This window comes from Bacteroides intestinalis DSM 17393 (assembly GCF_000172175.1).
GTDB lineage: Bacteria > Bacteroidota > Bacteroidia > Bacteroidales > Bacteroidaceae > Bacteroides > Bacteroides intestinalis.
Window position 1 is genome coordinate 1,720,328 of record NZ_ABJL02000008.1, and the last position, 20,688, is coordinate 1,741,015.

Sequence of the window (20,688 nt, forward strand, 5' to 3'; positions counted from 1 at the left end):
TTCATTAAACAATTATTTTAGTTCATCTTCGAAGATTCTTCTTAAATCACGATGTAAATCGAAGGTACTAAAGCTGTAAACTTTTACATCTTCAGTAAGTATCTCGTGGGCTATTGCTACTGCTTCTTCTTTTCTACCAGTTTCATTGTATAAAAAAGCCAATTTTCCACGAGGCAGTTGTAGGGAAGGCATCATATCCGATGCTAATTTATAAGCTTCTTCAGCTTCTTTCCAGCAGCTCTTTTTTTTCAAATAATCCCCTTTCATAAGTAATAATCCCGGTGTAGGAAAGCTCTTTTCCAAATAATCTGATATGCGCAAAAATTCAATCTCTTGATGTCTCATTTTTGTTAATTGCCAATATAGATAAGCGAAATTAATATCGTCAATCATTTCTTCTTGTAACCGAACAAAAATGTTAGAATCTTGAGAAATAGATAGAAAATTTTGAGAGTCCAAGCAAGTGTATAATTCATGATAGGAAGTCCGTTTATTCCAAAGCTTCATGCCTAAAAAACAATTTGTACCACATATTACTATTATTACAATTTTAGAAAGTAGCCTATTTGTACCCGAGAACTCATATGTAGTTCCAGAGTTTTTATTTAAATAGCAAGCTATAGCAATAATCCATAAAGCTTGTATAGAAAATACTTGATCTGGATATCCAAACATACCCCAGACTACTATTCCTGCAAGAAAAGCTTTTAACAAAACACAAACAGTAGTCCGGTTGGTAGATAAAAAAAGTATCCAAATAATAAAAGAGGAATAGATAATTAATCCAATAAGCCCATATTCTACAGTTATACGCAATGACTCATTAAAAGCAAGATGAGTACTTCCTGCCAGTCTTCGTTCTTCAGGAGACGCAAATGATTTCATATAGTCCGCTTGGTAATATAGATAATTTGCAGCAAAACCACCTTTTCCAAATCCTGTTAAGGGTTTATCATGTATCATTCTACAACTTATCTTCCATACCAGAAAGCGTCCATTAGCCGACTGTGGCTTTAGTTTATATAGCATTCCGATAGAAATCAAAATTACAAGTAATACCCCTGCTGAATAGTATAGCTTTATCTTTCTTCCCTTCCCATTATTCCTCAATTTTAGATACAAACAATATAAGACAGATGCAAGCAGTGCCAAATAGGCAGCACGAGCATAGGTTAATATTAAAAGAGGGATACAAAATAGAACAACTGTAATTATGAATACCAGAAAGAATTTATGATTCATCAGTGATCTATAAAACAGTATAATACTGTTTAGAGCTATACTCAACAACAGGCTTAGCATAATAGCAAATACTGCCGGATTATGAAACGGGCCTGTTATGAGAAAATATTCACTATTAGAAGGGATATATTCAAAATATTGCAAATATCCCCATATCGTAAGTAAAACAGCAGCACCCAGCAAACTTTTAAAGATAATAATATAATGTATTTGCTGCAGCAAATGACTAGCAATAAATAAAGACAATAAACATAAATATCCTATGTTCCATATAGTATTCAGATGTAAAAAGTCTATTACATAAAGTAACAAAAACAGGAAGCAAAATATATTTAATCTAGAAAATTTGATATCTTTTTGAGGTGCAATAAAACATAAAAAACTTATTATAAGAGAAATTCCAGCCATTCCAAAAACTGCAAATGTTTTGGGATGATTGAATACCTCGACTGGTATACCGGCTACAGACATAATTATCAGTAAACCTAACAACAATGAGATTAAGTAATTTATTTTGCTTTTCATTTTATATTAACTACAATAATACAGTATCGATATGCAAAAAATATTGTTTTCCATCAATATAGAAGAAAGGAAGTTCCTCTTTGCCTTCTGTCAAATTCCGCAGCCAATACAAGGTAGCTACAGGAACATTTTCAAAATCCAAATATTGATGTTCTGCCCGTAATACTTTATGTTCTTTCCATTCACCATCGTAATAAAGAAGCATATAACTATTACCGGGAACAATCATATTATTGGCATTGCGAGGCACAAAACGGATACTTGTTATTTGTACAGGTGTTTTAAAATCCATGCCAATACTTGCTGCGCCGACATACGTATTATAATTATTATCAAAAGCATATTCGGGTTTACTGCCTGTCCGTATCGGAACTCCATTTATACGATAGAGTTGACACGATTTTTGCCGTACCAATTCTTCTTCTGAGAAAACAGGCAAAGCCGTAGGAATTGCACAATTATGATTTGGAGAATAATTTCCAAGAAATTCCATATGTGCAATATTTACAGGTTCACTATTGGAAGTGCAAAAGCGATAATAGCGATATTGCTTACAATTCTCAAAAGCAATTTCTTGTAAATAAGGTACAGGCATCTCCTTTATGGTGCAAAGTGTATCATATTCCCCTCGCTCTTGATTACCTCCCAGTAGGCAAGCACCATTCAATTTTTCATAAAAAGTTTTCATTCTTCTTTTTTGTGGATACTTGCGTAGCAAATGCATCCTGATTTTTTGAGAAGTATCACAATTCAATGTCAAATACTTTAAATCGGACCATTTTGTCTGTTTGTCAAATGATAGTTTTCCATCAACTACAGACACATCTACTACATTCCGGGGTAATTCATTCGTTGTTAAAGGTTCAGGTATATCTTTTAATTTTGAGGATGAATAAATGATAAATGGTTCAGCTATAGGCAGCATATTGTCTGCATCATAACAAACCGGAAAAAACAGAGTATTTAAAGGAACTTGTTCGAAGATAATCTCATGTTTTGAATGATCTATTTTCCCCCAACCTACCGGAACTAATTTATTATCGACAGTAAACATCGCTAAATAAGCTATGTTATTATGGCTATCTACCTTAAAGGGTAATCGTAAAGTTATTGTCTGATGATATCTGAATGTTTGATCACTAAGTAGTGGAGTCTTAAAACTTTCTGGAATAAATTCATCTTCATCAGCCCAAAAGTAAGGAGTATTTTTTTGTGCTCCATAGGTCTTACGGTATACCTTTCCTGCATATTTAATATCACTTTCCCAATCTTCTCTGATATTATTATCTGGTGCGGTATAAGGTTGTAATATGCCAATGGAGTCAGGAGAAACACACCAAAAATGTCGATTATCCCGATCGGTCCATTTAGGGGTAAATTCGTATATCGTTGGAATGCCGCAAGCACGAAGCACATTACAACTCCAATTTGTCATATTATGACAATCCATTTTAAATTTTGGCACAAACAGATCATAGATACCTAAATGTCCTTTAGGTTTTGTATGATGATTTATCCATCTACATTTATCTACATAAATTTTATAGTGTTCAATTTGTGTACGGATAGAAGCAGTGTCCACTAATAAACTCTCGTACATTTTACGTATTTCACTACGTTTATGCACTAGATACTCATTCGTTGTTCGATACGGAAGAATGAATTCTTTAAAAAAATCAAAATCTTTTCGATAGTCATATTCATTTGCCTCCCAAATTTTAATCGCCTCCTCAATATTATCTATTAAAAAGTCCGACTTAACAGTTTGCAAATCAGAAAGGTGAACACCTGACTTAATTTGTGGAGCTGGCAATGTATTAAAAATATCACCTAAAGTCAAACGCAAAGAATCATATTCTCGTCCCTTATATTCTTTCTGTTCGTTTAGAGGTATTTTGCTAAAAATACCTCTATAAAGAGAATCTGTATGTATAAAATAGCTATTATACAAACTGTCTAATACAATTTCATCTTTACTTTCGTGGTATTGCATATTGGTTATTAGAAAACATGCTGATTCATAAGCCACTTTACCTCGGTCTTTAAAATGATCAAGAACAGCTTCAAGTTCAGAACGGTTATTGCCTGCTAATACCAGTGCTTCTTCCAAATCTGACGAACGGAAATTACAAGATGTTAGGACAAATAACAATATGCCCCATAAACGTATTAATTTCATGATATGGAAATTTATTTCAGAATATTATTGGTCTATACTAAATTCTCCCCATAAAAAGAAATATATAGAATTTATCATAATCTGATATTCCCCTTTATTTTTCGTGTTTATATCAATTATTATATCAGGTTGATTATGATTCTCAGCATATATGTATTTGCCAGTACTTTTATCAATGATAGCAATTTTAACATCATTGACAGGACATGCAAAATTAACATACACACAATTTCCATAAAGAAAAGCAGTAGCAGCAGATTGTCGTGCAGGAGTACGCGCAATGCCCTCATCAAAATCAGTATCATCTCCTTTTAATGGTATATCTTGTTTAGAAAACTTTGAAAAGTCATCAACGGGAGAAGTTTGAGAATAGATCTCTGTATTACAACATAAAGTTGCAAGAATGATAAAAAATAGAATTGCATTTTTCATATCTTATTTTTTTAATTTGTCGCAAAGTTCGAGCAAAATTCATTATAAAAATATTAGAGTGATATGTTAATGCATAAGAGTATAGGATATAACCGCTTAATAATCAATAAACTATCAAATTACTTCTGATGATTATTCCACTTTTTCCGTCAAATATTTCTCAATATTTCTTTGAGTCTAATTGTATGTTCCATATCCATTCTGCGCAATATAGACTTCTCTTTTTTATATACAGCATCTACACTGCAACCAAGGATTAGTGCTATTTCAGAGAATTTGAATCCAAGTTTTATGAGACAGCAAAATCTAATATCATTATCTACTAAAGCATCATATCGATCTACTAAACGTGTGGTGAAATCGAAAGATACCAAATCTATTTCTGATAATAGTTCCTCCCAATCTTCCTCTTCCAAATTCATTTTACCGGTAGAGTTTTTAGCATTTTCATCTTTTATATACAGTAATCGTTGATAGATAGAAGTGTCTTCTATTAATCTCTTAAACTTAATACCTTTCAGCTGTTTTATTTCTTCTTCCTTTTGCTCTAATAGCGCTTTCAAGTCACTAACAATACGCCTTTCCTCTTCCAAAAGTCCATTTAAGCAACTATTTATTTGTAGTTGTTTAATTCTATCACCTTCACTTTCTGCGCATGATTGTTCCAAAAGACTAATTTCATCACGTTTTTCCTGCAAAAGCTGTTCAAGTACACCTGTTTTTGTCTGGATATCTTGTTGATTTAGCAATGATAATTTAACTTTGTGTTGTCCTGTAAAGTGCCGCCAAACAATGCTGCTGATCGTAATCAATAAAACTATGGATAACAATAGTATATACAATCTATAACGAGACATGAAAGTCTCATATTGATATACGGACTGATGATAGAACATATCTTTTAATGTTGCAATAACCTTAGCAGGATATTCTTCCTTCATTGCAGAATCTTTATAAGCTATGTATGCATCTTCATATTGCAATGCCTCTGAATATCTTCCTTGTATTCTAGCCACATCAGCCAATCTCATATAAGCTCCATATTTTGTATAATAAGATTTGGATTGTACCGCTCTTTTTAAATAATAAGTGGCAGAATCATATTGTCCTTCTTTATAAAAGCTACTTCCGACTATCAAAAAAGAAGCGAAGTACTTCGCTGTATCGGATTCTATGATAAAAAAATTGTGTACAGTTTCTATCGCTTCTTCCGTCCTTCCCATATATTGATATAATGACGCTAGAGAATATAGCATTTTCTTTGCCAAAGGAGTGTTACCGCCAGAAGACAATATTGTTTGAGCTTTCAACAGTTTCCGTTCTGCCTCCAAATAGAAACCTTCTCCTCTTTCCATACAAATATCTGCTCTTTTGATGAGGCTTACTACCCATCTCAACGAATCTTTATGTTCACTCGCCATTCGTTCTGCTTGTTGATATACGGAATCGGCTTCTTCAAGCAATCCATGTGTATACAATAAGTGTCCCAAATTAGAATGTAATAAGCACAATAAATCATAATCTTGCGTTTTGTTTGCTATGGGCAATGCTTTCATAAATTCGCGCACAGTTCCAATTACATCTTTATTATCCTGATACACACGTCCCCAGTAATAATGTGCTTTCGCACACATCGATTCATCCTTTGAATTATCGTAATATTTCACAGCTATACGTATCAATGAATCATCAGTATGACGAATGTAATTTTTATCGTAGGCCTGAGTTAATAACAAAGCATATCTGGCTTGTGAAGCCGGTGTATATAAAGATTCCGGTGAAACAGAACCAAGAATCTGCAAAGCACTATCATAATATGATTTTCTAATCAATGTGTCTGCATAAGCCAAAATTTTATCCTGACTATTTGTCGGACGTGGAATACAAGAAATGAATCCAACACCCATAAGCAACAAAACATACAATATATTTTTCATAATCTCACCAAATGATACACCGTCCCCCTATTTGACTTTTTACAAGGAATATCCAATTTCTTCAGCGAACGGCCGAAGTGCCCTATTTTGCTGACCGACAGTTTATCGCGGGTTTTCTGCTGTAGATAATTGAATATCTCCATTGCGGTCAGCCATTCCCCTTCCCGTTCTTCTTCCGCCACCCGGAAATAGCAGTGGAAAAGCTGTTCGAGCGGACTGATCTGTTCAAAATCCCGGTTGGTTTCTTTCAGGATAGCTTCGTCCTCATCATTCAACCAGTAGCGCTCACCTTTATAAATGGCATCCATGGCTTGAGCATACAATTGCTTGTAGTTGATGGTGACATTCGTATCAATAGGTGCAGTCACTTCGATACAGATAAAACGGCGGCTACCACTGGGATCGGTAAGCAGTTCCATCTGATTACTGGTACCGATAAACGAAGCATAACGGCGCACCTCCTGAATGGTAGAACCGTAGGGTTTCCGCAAATTTGCCACAGGTTTCTGCAAAAGATGTTTCAGAAAGCCCTGCTGATTGGAGCTAATCTGATCAAACTCATCCAGATTCACCAACAGAAAACGTCCCAGATAACGCTCCGCATCCTGTTTGCTCTTAAAATCAAGACTATCCGTATATCCGAAACGCAGTTCAGGTGGCAAAATAATGCGACAATAGGTAGATTTACGATACCCCTGCGCACCGACCAATAATGGCGACGTACTGTTTCCGTGCTGGCGATCAAGCCCACGCCAATGTGCCACCATACTGAGAAACCAGCGGTAGAACAGCTCCCTCCAATGCGGATTATTGCATGGCACAAGATTGGCAAGTGCCCGGATGCGGTCTTTTCCGTCCCAATGCCCCACATTACAAAGGTATTCTTCAACAGGATTGTACAAAGACACATACTCTGATGTCAAATAACGCTCCACGTCACGGTCCCAGGCACGAATCCCCTCTTTCAGGGCATTAATCGCCACCGTATTGCGTACCCTCCGATCCACCGGTCTGAAATAGAAATGAATGGAATCACGCTGACGATATTCCAAATCGTTCAACACCGTGTTATAACGAAACTCATAGCGCCGTTCCATAAACTCTTCCAGACGCAGAGCGGTATCCTGCTCCGGAGTCAAAATAGTTTTAGAGCCAAAGTCCTTAGACTCTTGGTAAATATTATGAACCATGGTACGTACCGTTTGCTCCTCTGCCTGTGCATAATAATGAATGATCGTCTGCCTCACAACTTCCTCTTCCGGTATGCCCGCCTTATAGCAATACTCCGCAAGGCGGACAAGCAACGGTTGGAGATTATCTCCCCGTCGCCAGTTCTCCATATCCCGGAGCGCCTTATCGAGGGCAGTTTCAAAAAGCATGGTGAAGGTCTGCGACGTTTCAAACCCAGGTTCCAGCCTCAGCAACGGATTTTTCTCAGCCAACTGCCGTTGCCGGAAGGTCTGTTCGCCGGGCATGGAGAATGGCTGTTCCAGACAGAAAGGTACCGCATGAGGATTGTATCCGGGATGTTCATCAAGCGTCATCCGGCAGCTTTGCATCAGTGAAGGCTCTTTCAAGGCAATGGGAAACGGGAACAACGGCTGATAACAACTCACCGCCAAGCGATAGGCATGGGCATGAAACAATGCGGCTTCCTGTTCACGCTTCGGTAAGCTTCCATCCGGTAAGGCGAAACATACCCATATCTTCACACTCCTTCCACTGGAACCGCAAAAAGCAGCAAACGTTTGAGGAAGCAGCATCGCCTGACGTTTCACCAGTTCAGCTTCCGCCAATCCAGCTAGCTTCTTCACTTCAAGCTGAACCAGACCATTGTATTGTTTCATTCTTCGCCCTCTGTCTTTAGTGCGGGCATACTCCACGGCAGGATAGATACGTGGAAGTTTGTCAATATAGGCAAATGTGGAACCAGTACCTTCCAACTGAGGCATAACAGTTCGTAACCCGGTTACGTACCCATCTCTGTTTTCCGTTTTCATCTTCTCCATCAGCACATCGGCATCATAAATGGTCATCATCTCTCTGCCTGTATCTTTGTCATGTCTTATTGAAGTGATTTTCATATCATTATCTGTTATGAATTTTATTTATATAGTATAATTCCTTTAAGGAGTTACAAAGATACTGTTCCTAAAAGCGAAAGTCAAGTATTTGAGCATATTATTCTGCATTTATTTCAAAAAAGTTCAGCCCATCCATTTGACAGCAAAAGCTTCAATAATAATTGAGAAATAAACAGGGAATCACTTGACTTTTCCCTGCTTATTTTGTATCTTTGTAGTAAGTCCTATTGGGTGTTAACCTTGGTTAACAGGCTTGTCAACCTTGGCTAACAAGCCGATCAACCAACGTTGACAGACCTGTTAACCAAGGTTGACATCCAATCATACCTAAGAGTAAACGGGATGTTCCTTAGGAGGAAACAGAATAGTCCCTAATGTAAAACAAATTAATACCTTATAATTAAAACAAGCAACTATGGCAATCTTATTTGAATGGTACGAAAACCCGGTGGCTCCCAACCAGCCACAAGAAGAAACGAAACTTCATGCACGCATCACGCTGAATGGAAAAACAGGAACCGACAGGTTACGACGCAAAATCCAGGAACGTTGTTCACTGACGGAAACAGATGTGTCCGCCGTGCTCGACGCCCTGTCTCATGCAATGGGTGAAGAACTGGCAGAGGGCAGGCAGGTACATCTGGATGGTATCGGTTACTTCCACCCTACCCTCACCTGCACGGAAGAAATAAAAGAAGATACAAAACGGAAGAATACGAAAGTAAGGCTGAAAGGCATCAAATTCCGGGCGGATCAGGATCTGAGGAGTGAAATCGGAAATGTGAAACTGAAGAATATAAAACACAATGGACACTCCAACAAATTATCGGACGAAGAAATAGACCGCCGACTGACCGTCTACTTCAGTCAGCACCACATGATGACAAGAAGTGATTTCCAAAGGGTATGCGGCATGATGAAATCGACTGCAATGGGGCATATCCGCCGTTTACGCGGGGAAGGAAAGCTAAAAAACATCGGATTACAGAACCAACCGATATATGCGCCAAATGTGGGGTATTACGGTATAACAGAAGAAGTTATGATGTAAAAATGTAAAAATCCGGCGTGAGAGTAAGCGGTTTACCCTCACGCCGGATTTTTACTCTCACCCACACTTAATACCCTAATTATCAATAAGATATTTTAACAGTGAGGGTAGTGAGAGTAACCTGAACCAACTTTTTATTGAAATCTGAGCAATCATTAAATTATTGTTAATTACCCTTTCATACATCGAACCATGTTTCAAAGATTATGTTGTTATAAATGAACAGCAACCTTAATTATGAATTTAAAATAATGAATTATGAAGAAGAAAATTAAATTTTTAAAGAAAGAATCGCTGTTATGTTAATGAACGGGATTCGAGAAAGAGTAGATTATATGATTAAACTAACTTTAAACTTAACAAAGATCAAAGCAAACAAGAAATCTGCAACCTAACCCTCCCGCTTTATTCCTGAAAAGAGCAAACAAATAAACTACTTCAGGGCATATTATATTTTATTGTATCAACTATTAATGCATTTCAATTATGAAAAAATCAATTATTTTATCAGCATTTGTTTTAGCAGCATTGACTGCAAATGCCCAGACTACCGTACAAGGCAGCAAATTCACAGACAATTGGTCTATAGAACTAAAAACCGGTATTATAACTCCTGTAAGCCACAGCGCTTTCTTCAAGAATGCCCGCCCGGCTTTGGGAATTGAGTTTACGAAGCAACTGACCCCCGTTTTCGGACTGGGAGTTCAAGGCATGGGATATATAAACACCTCGAACAGTAAGACAGCTTTTGATGCTTCAGACCTTAGCTTATTGGGTAAAGTCAACCTGATGAACCTGTTCGCAGGCTATACAGGTACTCCCCGGATATTTGAAGTAGAAGCCGTAGCCGGTGCAGGATGGCTGCACTACTATATGAATGGTTCCGGAGATATGAACTCCTGGTCCAGTCGTTTCGGAATGAATTTCAACTTCAACCTCGGAGAAGCTAAAGCTTGGACGATAGGAGTCAAACCGGCATTGGTATATGATATGCAAGGCGACTACAACCGTAGCCGATTCAATGTGAACAATGCCGCCTTTGAACTAACAGCAGGTGTAGCTTACCACTTTGGTGGTAGCAACGGAAGCCATCACTTTACTTTGGCTAAACTCTATGATCCAGCCGAGATAAGCGACCTGAACAATTCTATCAATAATCTTCGCTCACAAGTGAACGAGAAAAACGGTCAGATCAATGTCGACGCACAGAAGATCAGCGCATTGCAACAAGAAGTCAACAATTTACAGAACCGGGCAGTTCCTGTTGAAACAATAGTGGAAACCAGCCGTATTCCGGAATCCATTGTTACTTTCAGGCAAGGTAAATCTACAGTCGATGCCTCTCAGTTGCCAAATGTGGAACGTGTGGCTTCTTACATGAAGAAACACGCAAATACAACAGTAGTGATTAAGGGATACGCTTCACCGGAAGGTAGTGCCGAAGTCAACGCAAGAATAGCTAAAGCGCGTGCTGAAGCAGTAAAGACAATCTTGGTGAATAAGTATAAAATCAACCCGTCACGTATTACTGCCGAAGGTCAGGGAGTGGGTGACATGTTCACAGAACCGGATTGGAACCGGGTTAGTATCTGTTCTATTATTGAAGATGCCAAATAAACAAAATTAAAAATGGCCTACTTGTGCTTAAGCATAGGTAGGCCATTTTTTTATTCCATTATTTAAAGTATCCTACAGGATGATTCAACATAGGAATCTGACTATCTTTCAGTTTCAATACTTTCTTCAACTGAGTGGCATCCATCGAACCTCGCGGCACTGTAGCCAATTTGGCATTAGCACAGAATAAAGAGATATTCTGCGAAACGATACCAACATCTATAGCTCCAACCACCTGATTTTGTGGTTTCTGAGCATCGCCAAAGAGGGAAACATCACTGACCAGTACCAAAGATGCCGGAGCCGCTTTTACAAAAGTCTGACCACCTGCAACAGCATCGCGGTGATCTCCTTCAGAAACCAGATTTAACTGATGATTTTTCGCATCGTACACATAGCTCCCTTCGGGTAATATCACGTATACATCTACATCCTGCTTATTCAAAGCCGATGGAGCTGTCCGCTTTCTAGACTCCGGACGATTGATTCCGTTAGCAGCCCACAATAAATCCGACAAGTCAGCAAGGCTCAATGCTTTCGAAGCATATTCACGTGTAGACTGACGCTCAGACAATGCTTTCATTACCGTACCGGCACGATTCAAATTGGGCTTTGGTAACTTAACTACCTTATCAGCAGCAGAAGCAGCCACTGAAAGCACTAAACAAACTAACAATAGTTGTACTTTTCTCATAACTGTGGTATTTTAAAAGTTAAGAGGCAAATATACAAAAAAGGAATGAATTTTCATTTTTTAAGTATTATAGTATTCTCTTTTAGATAGGCTTTAAATTACTTACTAATAAAATCCTGTGGATGTTTCTTAACAAATTGTGACATCAATACAAAAAGACGGCCTCCATTATTCAACTCATAATATTCATTATCAAATTCTGTCAGAGGATTATCCTCATAACTTTTACTAAAATTTTCCGATGTACCGTCATCAAACTTTTCTAATTCTGGTTTTATTGTCTCGTAACAAGCATTAGCTCGTCTCATAAGACTGGAGAAGTCAATAGCTCCAATCAATTCCAAAGCCTTTTCAACTTCATACCGATCCTCACCCGACGGATTGAAATAGTATTGATTAAATCCTCCGTTACAAACTTCTCCATCCAATTCATAAATAAGAGAGAAAGCCTTTCGTGAATCGCTAAACCAAACTTCATCGCTAAGCAAGCTCCACATAATTTTAGTATATAGCTCATCTTCAGGAGTTGCATCTATCAACTCTTGAGTAATAGGCTCATAATCTTCAGAAATACCTTTACCAATATTTTTTTTTAAACCAAGTAAATTCAAGAACCAAGTAAGCATAATAATATAATTTAAGATATAGTCAAAATTAACTCATTCAAATTCACTCTTTTCGGAAAAGACCGAAAGCATCAGGACAATGCTCCGCAAGATATAGACTTAGCGATTTCTTCCATATGTGTATCATCCGTTCCGCAACAGCCGCCAAATATCCTAAAATCATATTCTGATTTCAATTTCATCATACCTTCAGCCAAGTCGGCAGGAGAAGAAGATTGCAGATCAGCGGAACCGTCCAGTTCACTATAAGACAATGCGGAAGTGTTGGCCTGAATACCGATGAACCGTGTTCGGACAGTATCGGTTTGGTTGAAGTTGTGTGCAAGAGCTTCATAGACGATGCAGGGATGTACACAGTTTGTCATATAGCACGCCGGTTTGCGAGATACATTATCGTCAATAAACCGGATAGCATAGTCGATGGTATGCCCATCAATAAGTTTCCCGTCTTTTTGGATGGTAAAACTAATGATATAGGGGATTCCGGTATCGGACATGGCCCTCGCCATACCCGCTGCTTCAGTCAGCACAGGCATAATTCCTGTATACAGGAAATCTGCTTTCGCAAGTTTAAATAGTTGCGACTGCCAATGATGAAAGTCGTAAGCTTCCTCAATATTTAGAGCACCGACACCTGTATAAGCATCTCCTTTACACCCCATCAGACCGCCAATATACATTTCAATATTTGATGTTTCCTTTATCTTACGGAGGAACCTGACATTATCCTCAATAATAGCCTCATCATATCCGGCCTGAATAACTTGCTGCTTATTGGCCCGTCTGGTCGGAGTGGTAGCTAAAAACGGTAGATTGTATTTTCCAGCAATCCCCATGTAGCCCCGCCAAAGAGTTTCCAATGCCACCCGCCCCTGTTGACTATAAATCAAATCAGCCATAGCTACACTGCCATTGATGGTGAGGCCATACTCACGCTTCAATCGTTCTCCCAATGCCCCTTCCATCAGAACTGAAGAATGAGAGGCTATGCAAGTTTCAAAATCCATACAAGTCGGTTTTATATATTACTCGCAGGTATGTGATACCTGTTGCCGCAAAGTTACAGAATCCGTACTAACTTTAATGATTTGAGTTGATTAGTTTTGTGACAATCTATATTCGCTGGGAGATATCCCTACCAGTTTTCTAAACAGGTTGCTGAAATATTGTACGCTTGGATAGCCCAATTTTTCAGCAACCGAACTTACCGTATAACCTTTACCTAATAGCATCTCTTTAGCGACTTCCAGCCTTTTCAACTGGAAGTATTCATCCAGATTCTTCCCCGTTTCAAACTTCAATAAATCACTGAAATAACGGGAAGATAAATGAAGTATATCTGCGCAGTATTTTGTAGAGGGTAATACACCATTTTTCAATCGTCCGGACTGGATATAGTCATCCAACGCAATATCCATCTTGTTCAATATCGCCTTATTGACTTCATTCCGAGTGATAAACTGACGGTCATAGAAACGGGAACAATAATCCAACAGGAGTTCTATATATCTTGAAATCAAGGTCTTGCTATGACAGTCTATTGCATGTTGCAGTTCCTTCTCAATATTGTACATACATTCAATTGCTTTATCCTTTTCGCGCAAGGAAAGGTGCAACGCTTCATTCAGATGATAAGAAAAGAAAGAGTAATTCTTAATGTTCCGCCCCAATGAAGTGCTGCAAAGCAAGTCGGGATGAAAAGCCAACAACCAGCCCTTTCGGGGAAATGCCTTTCCTTCGTTGATATTGATGGATTGTCCCGGAGTCAGGAAAATCATTGTTGCATTGGAATAGTCGTAATACTTACGCCCGTAGATGAAATCTTCACCTTCGCATTCCAACAGTAAGATGGTGTAGAAATCGAACTTGATAGTACGCTGCATCACATTAGCTTTAGATAAGTCAATGGCGCTCACTAACGGGTGTAAGGTCTTATTTCCCAAACAGCAATTGCACTGGTGTACAGTCTCTATGTTCAATATATCCTTTTTCAAAACTGTACATTTTGCAGTCTATATTCATTGGGCGTACAGCCGACACGTTTTTTGAACAGGCGGCTGAGATGTTGCGGATATTGAAATCCCAAGGTGTAAGCAATTTCACTGATTGTCTCGTCCGTTTCAACGATATGTTCTTTAGCCAGTTCGATCACTTTCATCTGAATATGCTCCTGAGGCGTCATACCAGTTTCTTTCTTAATCATGTCACCGAAATAATTGGGCGAGAGATAGATTTTATCCGCAAAGTATTTCACGGACGGCAAGCCATCCTGCACAGGAAGATTACTTCTGAAATATTCATCCAGAAGTTGCTCAAACTTGGTAAGAGAGTCTTTATTGGCGCCGCTCCGGGTGATGAACTGGCGTTCATAGAACCGCATACAGTAATTGAGCAGAAGCTCGATATTCATAGCAATCAATGCTTTACTATGCTTATCGATAGGATGCTCCAGCTCGATACTGATCTTTTTCAGGCAATCCATCACAGTTTCTTTTTCCTGATCGGACAGGTGCAAAGCCTCGCTTACTGAATAAGAGAAGAAAGTATAATCCTTTATTGTCTTTCCGAGGGAGGTTCCGCGAATCAGGTCAGAATGAAAGAGGACACCATACACTTCTTGCTGCACTACATCATTCAGCATCTCTACTCCGGTAGTCTGACCGGGAGCAAAGCAAACGATGGTTCCTTCCTGATAGTCATAATGCTGGCGACCATACTTGATATCACAGTTCTTAGCTCCTTTCAGAAAGAGTGCATAAAAGCCATAAGTCATTTGGATATGATTGACTGATTTGGTTGCTTTGGTAAGATCCACCACACTCACCAGAGGATGCAGGGTTTCCAATCCGTAGAGACTGTTATAGTGATCTACATTATCTAATTTTATAACTCTATCCATATTCATAAGTATTTGAACTGCAACAAAGATAGAAATTATTTCAATTGAGAAATCAGGCATCTGTAATTGGGGTTATCATATCCGTAATTTATCTACAAAGGAAATGCTACGTTTCCCCGACCTTTGCAGTACAAAAAAAGAAATATATGAAGAATAAATTCAAACTCAATTCAAGTACCCTACTTGTATTCATCCTCACAACCGGTGTATTCGGAATAATCAATACCGAAATGGGTGTGATTGGAATTTTGCCCCTGATAGCCGGGAACTTTCAAGTAACTGTTCCGGAAGCAGGTTGGACGGTCAGCATATTTGCGCTGGTAGTAGCAATATCCGCTCCCATCACCCCCTTACTGTTTTCGGGTATCAACCGGAAAAAGGTGATGATACTGGCACTGGGATTATTTACATTAAGTAATATCATCTCCATGATGACCACTAATTTTACGGTGTTGCTGATATCCCGTGCACTTCCGGCATTCCTTCATCCGGTATATGTATCTATGGCTTTCACGGTAGCAGCAGCATCTCTCAGTAAGGAGAAGGCACCAAAGGCGGTAGCAAAAGTATTCATCGGCGTATCAGCAGGTATGGTGCTGGGGGTACCGGTGACGAGTTACATTGCAAGCGAAGTTTCGTATTCAATGGGCATGTTATTCTTCACCGTTGTAAATGCATTGGTACTGGTTGCAACCATCCTGTTTGTACCTTCTATGCCGGTCAAAGAGAAACTGTCCTACGGTACACAACTCGGTGTATTAAAAAAGAAAGTAGTCTGGTACTCCATTCTTGCTATCACGCTGATTAACGGAGCCTTATTCGGATTCTTCAGCTATATGTCTGATTACTTGAAGACAATCACCGGGGTTTCGTATACCGTAATCAGTACAATGCTACTGATTTATGGACTGGCCAATATAATAGGAAATGTAATAGCCGGAAAGCAACTGGCGGTCAATCCGGTACGTAGTATGATAATGATTCCTTTGGCACTACTGACTTTTTATATAGGAGTATTCGCTTTGGGGGAATGGCTGATGGTAATGGCAGTAATCATTCTGATCCTAGGGATTTTGGCGGGATACGGACAGAACACCATGCAATACATGATAACGCATGCCGCTCCCGAAGCACCGGATTTTGCCAACGGACTGTATTTATTGTCTGCCAATCTCGGTACTACAGTAGGTGCAGCCGTCTGCGGATTGTTTATCACCTTCTTTAATACGCGTTATTCCGTCATCGGCTCTTTGATATTTCTTGTTTTAAGCATTGTATTCGTCGTATTAAGAATACGTGCTACACAATCCGAAAGACAAATCAGAATGGAAATGGCTGCATAAGAAATAAGAAGTAGTTTTAACTTTATAATATAAAATGATTATGACTAAGAAAGTATTGATTTTATCATCCAGCCCTCGTCGTGGCGGAAACTCCGACACCCTTTGCGACGAATTTGTGCGAGGAGCAATTGAAAGTGGTAACGAAGCAGAAAAGGTTTTCCTGCGTGACAAGACAATCCATTATTGCACAGGGTGCAGCACATGTAGCCTGCACGGAAAACCTTGCCCGCAGAAAGACGATGCGGCAGAGATTATAGAGAAGATGGTGGCAACCAATGTAATAGTTATGGCTACACCCGTTTATTTCTACACGATGAGTGCACAGATGAAAACGTTGATAGACCGTTGCTGTGGCCTCTATACGAAGATGAAGAATAAGGAATTTTATTTCATTGTCACCGCTGCCGAAGATGATCGGAAACTGATGGAACGTACCGTGGACACTTTCCAGGGATTTCTGAATTGCCTGGAAAATCCAACCATCAAAGGAGTTGTGTATGGAACCGGAGTTTGGCATGTGGGTGAAATAAAAGATAAACCAGCCCTACGGGAAGCTTATGAAATGGGAAAAGAAATAGAATAATTTATAGGATTTAAAAAAGAAGAATAATGAGTCATTTTAGAATTTACATTCCTACCCGCACCTTGTTTGGTGCCGGTATGGTGAAGGAACTTCACAATCAGCAATTACCCGGAAAGAAAGCAATGATTGTTATTTCAAACGGTCGCTCTACCAAGGATAACGGATATCTGAATACAGTAGAAGCCGAACTCCAGCAAGCAGGTGTTGAAACTGCCGTATTTGACCGGGTAGAAGCCAATCCGTTAAAATCGACCGTAATGGCAGGAGCCGCTTTTGCCAAGGAAAACAATTGCGACTTTTTAGTTGCCTTGGGTGGTGGAAGCGTAATGGACGCCTCCAAAGCAATGGCATTCATGGCCACGAATCCCGGTGATGTATGGGATTACATCAGTGATGGAACCGGAAAAGGACAAACGATGGTAAACAAGCCCCTACCCCTGGTTTGCGTTACCACCACTGCTGGAACAGGTTCCGAAGCAGATCAATGGGGCGTTATCACCAATGATGAAACCAATGAGAAAATAGGCTTTGGCGGTTATGATGAACTCTTCCCGGTACTGTCTATTGTCGATCCGGAGTTGATGAAATCTGTTCCGCCTAAGTTCACGGCCTATCAGGGATTTGATGCGTTGTTCCACTCTACAGAATGTTATATCTCTAAAACTGCCAGTCTGATGAGCGATATGTACGCATTGACCGCTATTGAAAATGTAGCTAAATATCTACCACGTGCAGTTGCTAACGGAGCTGATATGGAGGCTCGTGAAAGAGTCGCATTCGCCAATAATCTGTCCGGTGCGGTAATGACCTTTTGCAGCACTACTGCCGAACACTCTTTAGAACACGCAATGAGCGCTTATCATCAGGAGCTGCCACATGGTGCCGGATTGATTATGATCTCCAAAGCATTCTATGAATTCTTTATAGAGAAGCATGCCTGTGATGAACGATTCATCAAAATGGCACAAGCAATGGGTATGCCGGATGCTGATAAACCGGAAGACTTTATCACCATGCTGGTAAAACTACAGGAAGCTTGTGGAGTGGCAAACCTGAAGATGAGTGATTATGGATTTACGCCCGATGAATTTGATACCCTTGCCACCAATGCCAAGGAAACAATGGGCAAATTATTCCTTGCCAACCCTTACGAATTGAAGCATGAGGATTGCGTGGAGATTTACCGCAAATCGTTTCATTAATTCATAAAGCCAGTTATTGTACGAGGCTGCATCCGGGTTAATTTCATGTTCTGAACGATAATGAGAAACATGAAATTATCTTCCGATGTAGCCTCTTTTGTACCCGATAAACAGAATCTGTAATCCGGGTTATTATGTCCGTAATCTGTCTACAAGGAGTATCCCATTTCCGCCGTATTTTTGCAATATAGAAAAAAGGTAATCAATCATTTAATAAACAACAAACAAAAAAACTTGAATAATGGAACTAATTAAAGACACTCATTACGAAGGTGAACGCCCTTTGTTCGCCACTCACAATCTTCATCTGGAAAACGTAACGATCCATACCGGCGAATCTGCCCTGAAAGAATGTAGTAATATCGAAGCTGTAAATTGCCGCTTTGAGGGAAAATATCCTTTCTGGCATAACGATGGTTTCGTTGTGAAAAACTGCCTGTTTACGGAAGGAGCACGTGCCGCCCTCTGGTATTCCAATAATCTGCAAATGACAGACACTTTGGTAGAAGCACCAAAGATGTTCCGTGAAATGGATGGTATCCGGCTGGAAAACGTACAACTGCCCTATGCACTGGAAACCCTCTGGTTTTGCCGGAATGTAGAGTTGAAGAATGTAAAAGTAGACAAAGGTGATTACCTGTTTGTACACGGTGAAAATATCAGGATTGATGACTTTGAGATGAATGGTAACTACTCTTTCCAATACTGCAAAAACGTAGAAATCCGTAATGCGGTAATCAATTCAAAAGATGCTTTCTGGAATACGGAAAACGTGACGGTTTACGACTCTGTATTGAATGGGGAATATTTAGGCTGGCATTCCAGAAATCTGCGTCTGGTGAACTGCAAGATTTCAGGTACACAGCCACTTTGCTATGCCCACGATCTGATTATGGAAAACTGCACGATGACAGAAGATGCAGACCTCGCTTTTGAATATAGTAGTGTGCAGGCCACTATCCATAGTCCGGTTCACAGTGTAAAAAATCCACATACAGGAAGTATCACTGCCGAAAGTTTCGGAGCTATAATCCTAGATGAGAATATAAAAGCACCGGGCAACTGTGAATTGAAATTATGGGACGACCAAACCTGTTTTGACTGATTAGGTATGAAATACAATTTTGATGAAATCATTCCACGTCGGGGTACGAACTCTTATAAATGGGATTCTGCCAATGATGCCGACATATTGCCAATGTGGGTAGCCGATATGGATTTCCGTACAGCCCCAGCCGTGACAGAAGCGCTGAAAAAGCGAGTAGAACATGGTATCTTCGGTTATGTCCGCGTGCCTGACAGCTATTATCATACGGTAATCCACTGGTTCGGCAGACGTCATTATTGGAAAATAGAGAGAGAATGGATAATCTATACAACTGGAGTAGTACCGGCTTTATCAGCAGTAATAAAATCCCTGACGAATCCTAGTGATAGAGTTCTGGTGCAAACTCCGGTGTATAATTGCTTCTTTTCTTCCATCCGTAATAATGGTTGCGAGATGATTTCCAATCCATTGATCTATGAGGATAGCACCTATCGGATTGATTTTGACGATCTGGAGAAGAAAGCGGCAGACCCAAAAGTAAAATTACTGTTATTGTGTAATCCGCATAATCCGGCCGGAAGAGTCTGGAGCAAACAGGAATTAATACGTATTGGTGAGATTTGCCTCCGGAATGATGTATGGGTGGTATCAGATGAAATACATTGTGAGCTGGTCTTTCCGGGATATACTTATACACCTTTTGCATCTCTTTCAGAAGAGTTCCGGATGCACTCCGTCACTTGCACATCACCCAGCAAAGCTTTTAACCTGGCCGGACTTCAGATTGCAAACATCATTTCCGCTGATGCAGACATACGCAGAAAAATAGATAAAGCCATTAATATCAATGAGGTTTGTGATGTGAACCCATTCGGTGTGGAGGCATTGATAGCCGCCTATAATGAAGGGGAAGAATGGCTGGAAGAACTAAAAAGTTATCTGTTTGCCAATTATCAGTATCTGAGAAACTATTTCAATGAACATCTACCGGATTTCCCCGTACTTAAATTAGAAGGTACTTATCTGGTATGGGTAGACTGTTCAGTGTTGAATAAGTCATCGGAAGAAATCGTGACGGCTCTACTGGAAAAAGAAAAGGTCTGGGTCAATGAGGGCTGTATGTACGGAGAAGACGGAGACAATTTTATCCGTATCAATATTGCCTGTCCGCAGCAACAGTTGGCTAAAGGTTTGAAGAAGCTGAAACATGCCTTCGGATAACTTTC

17 protein-coding genes are annotated in these 20,688 nt (G+C 39.5%); 7 read left to right on the top strand and 10 right to left on the bottom strand.

Annotated features, from left to right (window positions below; all coding sequences use genetic code 11):
- Positions 1 to 12 precede the first annotated feature (12 nt).
- The 5 genes from BACINT_RS16320 to BACINT_RS16340 all read right to left on the bottom strand — a co-directional run bounded on the left by BACINT_RS16320 (position 13) and on the right by BACINT_RS16340 (position 8,399).
- On the bottom strand, positions 13 to 1,767 hold the full coding sequence (locus tag BACINT_RS16320) for an O-antigen ligase family protein (RefSeq protein WP_007665037.1): 1,755 nt from the start codon (positions 1,765 to 1,767) through the stop codon (positions 13 to 15).
- Positions 1,768 to 1,777: 10 nt separating this feature from the next.
- Complete coding sequence (locus BACINT_RS16325; RefSeq protein WP_007665039.1) at positions 1,778 to 3,946, bottom strand: hypothetical protein; 2,169 nt, start codon at positions 3,944 to 3,946, stop codon at positions 1,778 to 1,780.
- Between the two features lie 24 nt (positions 3,947 to 3,970).
- Entirely contained in the window at positions 3,971 to 4,378 is a 408-nt protein-coding gene (locus BACINT_RS16330; protein ID WP_007665040.1) for a DUF3244 domain-containing protein, read from the bottom strand.
- Between the two features lie 149 nt (positions 4,379 to 4,527).
- Positions 4,528 to 6,315, bottom strand: coding sequence for a tetratricopeptide repeat protein (locus tag BACINT_RS16335; protein WP_007665041.1), 1,788 nt, complete (start codon positions 6,313 to 6,315; stop codon positions 4,528 to 4,530).
- Positions 6,312 to 8,399 (bottom strand): BT4734/BF3469 family protein, encoded by a 2,088-nt coding sequence (locus BACINT_RS16340; RefSeq protein ID WP_007665042.1) that lies wholly within the window; start codon positions 8,397 to 8,399, stop codon positions 6,312 to 6,314. Before BACINT_RS16340 ends, BACINT_RS16335 begins: the two co-directional genes overlap by 4 nt.
- A gap of 415 nt (positions 8,400 to 8,814) precedes the next feature.
- Here BACINT_RS16340 and BACINT_RS16345 point away from each other — a divergent pair, with 415 nt between their 5' ends.
- Positions 8,815 to 9,450 (top strand): HU family DNA-binding protein, encoded by a 636-nt coding sequence (locus BACINT_RS16345; RefSeq protein WP_007665043.1) that lies wholly within the window; start codon positions 8,815 to 8,817, stop codon positions 9,448 to 9,450.
- Between the two features lie 486 nt (positions 9,451 to 9,936).
- On the top strand, positions 9,937 to 11,067 hold the full coding sequence (locus BACINT_RS16350; protein WP_007665044.1) for an OmpA family protein: 1,131 nt from the start codon (positions 9,937 to 9,939) through the stop codon (positions 11,065 to 11,067).
- A 58-nt stretch (positions 11,068 to 11,125) separates the two neighbouring features.
- Here BACINT_RS16350 and BACINT_RS16355 read toward each other — a convergent pair whose 3' ends face one another.
- From BACINT_RS16355 to BACINT_RS16375, 5 genes are all read right to left on the bottom strand, one after another.
- Positions 11,126 to 11,761 (bottom strand): SagB/ThcOx family dehydrogenase, encoded by a 636-nt coding sequence (locus BACINT_RS16355; RefSeq protein WP_007665045.1) that lies wholly within the window; start codon positions 11,759 to 11,761, stop codon positions 11,126 to 11,128.
- Between the two features lie 98 nt (positions 11,762 to 11,859).
- Entirely contained in the window at positions 11,860 to 12,387 is a 528-nt protein-coding gene (locus tag BACINT_RS16360) for a DMP19 family protein (protein WP_007665046.1), read from the bottom strand.
- Positions 12,388 to 12,458: 71 nt separating this feature from the next.
- Positions 12,459 to 13,394 (bottom strand): homocysteine S-methyltransferase family protein, encoded by a 936-nt coding sequence (locus BACINT_RS16365; protein ID WP_021968314.1) that lies wholly within the window; start codon positions 13,392 to 13,394, stop codon positions 12,459 to 12,461.
- Positions 13,395 to 13,484: 90 nt separating this feature from the next.
- The gene (locus tag BACINT_RS16370; RefSeq protein ID WP_007665049.1) at positions 13,485 to 14,381 is read right to left on the bottom strand and encodes a helix-turn-helix domain-containing protein; all 897 of its coding nucleotides are present in this window, start codon (positions 14,379 to 14,381) and stop codon (positions 13,485 to 13,487) included.
- Complete coding sequence (locus BACINT_RS16375) at positions 14,378 to 15,286, bottom strand: helix-turn-helix domain-containing protein (protein WP_044155326.1); 909 nt, start codon at positions 15,284 to 15,286, stop codon at positions 14,378 to 14,380. Before BACINT_RS16375 ends, BACINT_RS16370 begins: the two co-directional genes overlap by 4 nt.
- Before the next feature lie 146 nt (positions 15,287 to 15,432).
- Between BACINT_RS16375 and BACINT_RS16380 the strand changes: the two genes are divergently transcribed.
- The 5 genes from BACINT_RS16380 (at position 15,433) to BACINT_RS16400 (ending at position 20,683) form a co-directional block, all read left to right on the top strand.
- Positions 15,433 to 16,629: an MFS transporter gene (locus BACINT_RS16380; protein ID WP_021968316.1), complete on the top strand. Its 1,197-nt coding sequence runs from the start codon at positions 15,433 to 15,435 to the stop codon at positions 16,627 to 16,629.
- A 40-nt stretch (positions 16,630 to 16,669) separates the two neighbouring features.
- On the top strand, positions 16,670 to 17,212 hold the full coding sequence (locus tag BACINT_RS16385; protein ID WP_021968317.1) for a flavodoxin family protein: 543 nt from the start codon (positions 16,670 to 16,672) through the stop codon (positions 17,210 to 17,212).
- A 26-nt stretch (positions 17,213 to 17,238) separates the two neighbouring features.
- Positions 17,239 to 18,414, top strand: coding sequence for an iron-containing alcohol dehydrogenase (locus tag BACINT_RS16390; RefSeq protein ID WP_007665057.1), 1,176 nt, complete (start codon positions 17,239 to 17,241; stop codon positions 18,412 to 18,414).
- 241 nt (positions 18,415 to 18,655) lie between these two features.
- Positions 18,656 to 19,519 carry a DUF3737 family protein gene (locus BACINT_RS16395; RefSeq protein ID WP_007665059.1) on the top strand — a complete coding sequence of 288 codons (864 nt, stop codon included), beginning with the start codon at positions 18,656 to 18,658 and terminating at the stop codon, positions 19,517 to 19,519.
- A gap of 6 nt (positions 19,520 to 19,525) precedes the next feature.
- Positions 19,526 to 20,683: a MalY/PatB family protein gene (locus tag BACINT_RS16400; protein WP_007665060.1), complete on the top strand. Its 1,158-nt coding sequence runs from the start codon at positions 19,526 to 19,528 to the stop codon at positions 20,681 to 20,683.
- The last annotated feature ends 5 nt before the right edge of the window (positions 20,684 to 20,688 follow it).